Annotated in this window: 6 protein-coding genes; 4 read left to right on the top strand and 2 right to left on the bottom strand. The window is 51.5% G+C overall.

The window, feature by feature from the left end; all coding sequences use genetic code 11:
- Nucleotides 1-108 precede the first annotated feature (108 nt).
- Complete coding sequence (locus tag IGR76_08685) at nt 109-579, bottom strand: hypothetical protein (protein ID MBF2078582.1); 471 nt, start codon at nt 577-579, stop codon at nt 109-111.
- 263 nt (nt 580-842) lie between these two features.
- Nucleotides 843-938: a photosystem I reaction center subunit XII gene (psaM, locus tag IGR76_08680; GenBank protein MBF2078581.1), complete on the bottom strand. Its 96-nt coding sequence runs from the start codon at nt 936-938 to the stop codon at nt 843-845.
- Between the two features lie 343 nt (nt 939-1,281).
- Here psaM and phoU point away from each other — a divergent pair, with 343 nt between their 5' ends.
- The 4 genes from phoU to IGR76_08660 all read left to right on the top strand — a co-directional run.
- A complete protein-coding gene (gene phoU, locus IGR76_08675; protein ID MBF2078580.1) occupies nt 1,282-1,866 on the top strand; it encodes a phosphate signaling complex protein PhoU in 585 nt (194 codons plus the stop codon).
- A 326-nt stretch (nt 1,867-2,192) separates the two neighbouring features.
- On the top strand, nt 2,193-4,595 hold the full coding sequence (locus IGR76_08670; protein MBF2078579.1) for a VacB/RNase II family 3'-5' exoribonuclease: 2,403 nt from the start codon (nt 2,193-2,195) through the stop codon (nt 4,593-4,595).
- A gap of 55 nt (nt 4,596-4,650) precedes the next feature.
- The gene (locus IGR76_08665) at nt 4,651-5,352 is read left to right on the top strand and encodes a UbiX family flavin prenyltransferase (GenBank protein ID MBF2078578.1); all 702 of its coding nucleotides are present in this window, start codon (nt 4,651-4,653) and stop codon (nt 5,350-5,352) included.
- 83 nt (nt 5,353-5,435) lie between these two features.
- Nucleotides 5,436-5,598: LapA family protein (locus IGR76_08660; GenBank protein MBF2078577.1), on the top strand; the 163-nt coding region annotated here is incomplete at its 3' end.

Genomic DNA, 5,598 nt, shown 5'->3' with positions numbered 1-5,598 from the left:
CCGGTGGGAGAAGCCCGCACCGTATGTTTGCATCGGTGTCGGGAGTACGTCACTCCATGAATCCTAGCCAGCCCAACAGTAATCGTCATACCCTGTGGATTTCAACGATTAGGGCTGTGACGAGATCACCGTTGCATCCGACTCTGGTGGAGCTGGCTGAGTCGCGTCGGGGGACGGAGCTGTTACCGGAGGGGTCGTCCAAATAACCTGCATTTGATTGGGGCTGATCCGATGACGCTGCTGGCGAACCAGTTGCTGCGTTTGATGGGGGTCAAATTGTATCGAAAACTGATCACGAAGTTTGCTAACCCGCTCATCGACAGCCACCACCTCAGCCTGTAAATGCTCAAGCTTTTGTTTCTGGGTCAGGTTGTAATTGAGCAAACGACCCAAGTAAACCAGTGCAATCACAGCCAATGTGAGGTTAACAGCCAACTTTGCTCCAACCTCTACCGCCACATCCTGACGAGCGTGATGCTGACGATCGTGATGAGCACGATGCGGCGATCGCCCTTGATCAGAGGATGATCTAGCATCAGGACGACGGATGGGAGATCGGGATGGCTGAGGAGCGTACATGGGGCAACCCTACATCTGGTAAGCGATCAAACTATAGACGATCTGACTGTTAATATAGCTCCCTTGAGCTTAATTTTTCCCAGATTTATGGAACAAATCAACATCCGTACACAAAAAAGCGGAGGTGTACAAAGCTATATAAGCGAAAAGCATTTGCTTCAGCAATTGCAACCATAGGAAAGCATAAAAAATGAGGCCAGGTGCGGAAGAACCTCTTCCATCCTAGCCTCAACGTTCAAACAGTTCAGTACGACGGCTGTTGCCTACTTGTAAAGTTCTGTACCTAGGCGAAAGGCGAGGATGCCAGGAACCAGAGCAATAACCAGTGCTACAAAAATCTGAGTATCAGCGAGGGGCATACAAAACGCTCCTTGAATGAATAACAACTGTGATGACTTCGTTAAAATTTGGTATCCACCAACGTTCCTTAATGTCGGCTAAATCACTGCAATCCGGAACAAGTTGTCACATGATGTAACAATATTTGCTTTTGCTCTCATAACAGTAAAAGGTATCCCCATCGAAGTTGGGACTCTGGGCGATCGCCAGTTTTCCTATTCCCAAAGAAATCCGTATACACTGAATCCATATAGATTCAAAACGTTTTATTAAATTTTCTCGGTAACCCTATTGAGCGTTTCTCCCCACCCTCGGTTGCAGTTTGAACGAAAGGTGCGCCGTGTCCAGCGTGATGTGCTGCGCATGGGAGCACTGGTTGAAGGATCATGCTGGCTCGCCCGCAAAGCACTGTTTGAACGGAATTTAGACGCAGCCCGACGCATCGCGATTCAAGATAAGCAAATCGACCAGCTCTATCGCCAAATCGAAGTAGACTGTGTCAACTTAATGACTTTGGAAGCGCCGGTCAGCCAAGATCTGCGCTTGCTGAGTGCCATGATGCAGCTCATCCGCGATCTAGAGCGGATTGGTGATTATGCGGACAATTTAGGCGAAATTGCGATTAAGCTTTTTCCCTACCCACCTCTGCCCTACCTCGATGACGTGCGGCGTATGTCCGACCGTTGCCTTGCTATGCTGGCCATGAGTCTGGCGTGCCTGTCGGATCTGAACGCCGAGTCAGCCTTAGAAATGAAAGTTGTTGACGACGATGTAGACTCCGACTACGAAAGACTCTACGATCTCCTAGTGCATCATACCCAGCCCCAGATGTCTATTGAACCTGTCGTTTTGCTCGTGTTAGCGATTCGGCACTTGGAACGGATGGCCGACCATGCCACGAACATTGGTAAGCGTGTCGCCTACATCGTTACCGGGCAGCGTCAGTAATATTCAGTAACAAAATACGGAATATTGGATCGAAATCCTATCGAAGATCGGTAAAAAAGAGATAAAAATAAATAAGATATTGGTTATGGTGCAAAATTCCGTCAACCAACTGCACCGAACTTGTATTGGACGCACCGAATCCACAGCGACGGAATATGCTCGACGATCTGGTTTTTTGCACAGGGTTATGCGTACACTTGCAAGCGCATGTCCTGCTCAGACGGATGGTGAAACCAGTCAATCCGAGGTACGCAAGACCGTTAGGACGTAGGATTAGGACGCCCCGCGTGAACTGCTGAACGAATTCGTAAGGAACAAAGCGCTACATGAAGTTTTCAATTGCGACGCTGCTGGCCAACTTTTCTGATGACAAGCTAGTTGCTCCGAAGGTTCTCGAAAAAAAGCTGAACTGCGATGACGATGCTAGCATTCGCAGACTCCAGATTGCGCTAGATGCATTGGAAAAAATTGGCATCCTAGTGAAGGAACGGGGCAAATATCGCCGTATTCATGAAGATAACGTCGTTGAGGGCAAGCTTCGCTGCTCAAGTAAGGGCTTTTGCTTTGCGATTCAGGACATTGAAGGCTCTGATGATATCTACATTCGTGAAAGTCAACTGAATACGGCATGGAATGGCGATCGCGTTCTGGTTCGCGTTACTAAAGAAGGCACCCGTCGCCGTAGCCCTGAAGGGGAAGTGCGGCTGATTATGGAACGAGCCAATGCCTCAGTTCTCGCTCGCGTCCGGAAGGCGGATGACAACGGAGGCGGCTATCGGGCTGTCCCGTTAGACGATCGCCTCCTGTTCGAGTTGGACTTAAAACCTGCCAACAATGGCGTGGATCTCGATGAAGCGGTTGATCAGCTAGTACACGTTGAAATTACCCGCTATCCCCTAGGGCAATCGCTACCCCTTGGAAAAGTGGCTCAAATTTTGGGAAGTGACGCTGAAGCCGCATCGGATATCGATATCGTTTGCTGTAAGCATGATCTGCCCCAAGCCTTTCCTGAAGAGGTGTTGAAAGAGGCCAAAGCACTTCCTGTCAAACTCAAAAAGTCGGATTTGAAGACTCGGATGGACTTACGCCATCTGCCGACGATCACCATTGTGGGATCCAATAGCTCATCCCATATTGCCCTTGACGACGCTCTCACCCTCGAAAAGCATGGCGATGAACACTGGCAACTCGGCGTTCACATTGCCGATGTGTCTCACTATGTAGAACCGGGATCAGAATTGGACATTGAAGCCCGTCGTCGAGGAACCTCCATTTACCTAGGGGGGACGGTGCTGCCGATGTTGCCTGAGAAGGTACATCAGACCTGTGCGCTAATCCCGGAACAGGATCGACTCGCCATCTCGGTGCTTGTGACCCTCAATGACCACGGAAAAGTTCTGGAGTACGAAATCCAGCCTACGGTGATCTCGGTCGATTATCAGATTGATTATCAGCAGGCTCACGCCATCTTGCAGCGGGAACAATCCATTACGTTAGAGAGTGAAATTGTTTACGATCTGCCCCCCTTGAGCGAACTGAAGGAATTTGTCCCGATTTACGAAACGCTTGATCAGCTTTATCGGTTGAGCCAAGCGGTGCGTGAGCAGCGTCGCCATCGGGGTGCGTTTGAAATCAATTTGCCCGAACGCATTTGTCCAGAGGAGGCCAATACGACCTTGGGCAAATACCTATCGCCGAAGTTCCAATACGACGATGAGGGCGCATTAGGCACGATGGTGGTGTCTTCGATGCTGCCTGCCCGTTCGATTGTGACTGAGTTTATGCTGTTAGCCAACCAGGTCGTGGCAGAGCATCTCAGTGCATTGAAGGTTCCCGCCATTTATCGGGTTCACCGCACACCGGACTTGAATAACGTGCAGGAGTTGCTCAAACTGATCAGCAACATGGGAATTGAGGATCCGCTGGGCGAAGATGAGGAAGTGCGTCCCAGTCACTATCAGCGCTTGACCCACTCATTCCAGCAATCTAAGGCGGAGAAAGTTCTCACGTATCTTTTGCTGGATACCCTCAAGCCTGCGGCCTACAGCACCACGCCCGGAACCCACTTCGGTTTGGCGCTGGATAACGGCTATACCCATTTCACGTCACCGATGCGCCGCTATCCCGATTTGCTGGTGAACCGAGTGCTGCACGCTATTTTTGAGCATGGGCGCGATCGCCGTTCCTCGCGGTCAAAGGACAGCGTTGACATTCGCCATAGCTCTTGTCATCAGCAGGTAAGCTGGAACGTCTTACCTCCAGAAATTCAGCTTGAGTTTGAAGAAGACTTTGCTATGGTTGTGGGTTACTTAACTGAGCGAGAAAAGCTGGCTCAGGACGCCGAGGCCGATCTGGAAGGACTGAAGAAGGCTGGGTTTATGCAGCAGCATACGGGCGAAGTCTTCCATGGTTTAATCACGGGTGTCCAGTCCTACGGGTTCTTCGTAGAAATCGAAGAACTGCTGGTGGAAGGTCTCGTTCACGTGAGTTCTCTCAAAGACGACTGGTATGAGTATCGGGCGCGGCAGCAAAAGCTGGTGGGTCGCAAGAATCGGAAGCAGTTCCGCCTGGGCGATCGCGTCGAAGTTCATGTTAAGAGCGTCGATTACTACCGCCAGCAAATTGATCTGGTTGCCGTGGGCGGGGGTAGCGAGGCCACCGATGATGACGATCTAGAGCCAGAAGAAATCTTCGATCGCCCGGATATGGAAGACGATGAGGAGGAGTAGAACTCTGGCGATCGCGCGATCGCGCCATCCTGCACTTACTGATTAACGCCTGAGGATGCGGTCTGCGGATGAACCCTTTACACTGAACCATGGAGTCCAATTATCGAGTGGTTTAGTGTCCAATCGTCCTCTCATCTTAGGCATTACTGGAGCATCTGGGTTGATCTATGCGGTGCGAGCGCTGAAGTTTCTGCTGGAAGCCGATTACACCATAGACGTTGTCGCCTCTAAGTCCACCCACATGGTGTGGCAGGCGGAGAACGGGATGCGGATGCCCGTTGATCCCATCCAGCAAGAGCAGTTTTGGCGACAGCAGGCGGGAGTTACAACCCAGGGCAAGTTGCGGTGTCATCCGTGGGGCGATGTAGGAGCCACGATCGCCAGCGGTTCGTTTCGGACACTGGGGATGATTGTGATGCCGTGCACCATGAGTACCGTGGCAAAACTAGCATCGGGCTTAAGTTCTGACTTGCTGGAACGCGCCGCTGATGTGCAGCTCAAAGAGGGGCGATCGCTCATTGTAGTTCCCCGCGAAACCCCCTTTAGTTTGATCCACTTGCGGAATTTAACGGCTCTGGCAGAAGCAGGGGCGCGGATTGTGCCAGCGATTCCCGCCTGGTATCATCACCCGCAAACCATTGAGGATCTGGTCGATTTTGTAGTGGCGCGCGTGTTGGATCAGCTCGATATTGACTGTGTGCCGCTACGGCGATGGGACGGGCATCTCAACCCTACTTCAGAGGATGCTGCACTGTGAATCAGGTACGCTAGCATGGCGTCAAGCGGGACAATGGATGTTCATACCGTCCCCAGGGAGTTTGAGCCAAGGGAGCAATGTTCATGGTCAGGGCTATCCTTATTCTGCTAATTGTGGCGGGACTCGCCCTATTTGCGGTACAAAATGCGGCAACGGTGATTCCCCTGGTGGTGCTGGGTCAACCGATCATTGCGCTGCCGCTGTCGGTTTGGATCTTGGGGGCGATCGCCGCTGGAGGCATTACGA

Source organism: Synechococcales cyanobacterium T60_A2020_003 (assembly GCA_015272205.1).
Taxonomy (GTDB): domain Bacteria; phylum Cyanobacteriota; class Cyanobacteriia; order RECH01; family RECH01; genus JACYMB01.
The sequence above is the reverse complement of the archived record's forward strand: the minus strand, read 5'-3'. Positions and strand labels throughout refer to the sequence as shown.

Excerpts from the sequence above, each read along its gene's own strand:
- IGR76_08685 (MBF2078582.1), bottom strand. The coding sequence starts at position 579 with ATGTACGCTCCTCAGCCATCCCGATCTCCCATCCGTCGTCCTGATGCT.
- psaM (MBF2078581.1), bottom strand. The coding sequence starts at position 938 with ATGCCCCTCGCTGATACTCAGATTTTTGTAGCACTGGTTATTGCTCTG.
- phoU (MBF2078580.1), top strand. The coding sequence starts at position 1,282 with ATGGGAGCACTGGTTGAAGGATCATGCTGGCTCGCCCGCAAAGCACTG.
- IGR76_08670 (MBF2078579.1), top strand. The coding sequence starts at position 2,193 with ATGAAGTTTTCAATTGCGACGCTGCTGGCCAACTTTTCTGATGACAAG.
- IGR76_08665 (MBF2078578.1), top strand. The coding sequence starts at position 4,651 with ATGCGGTCTGCGGATGAACCCTTTACACTGAACCATGGAGTCCAATTA.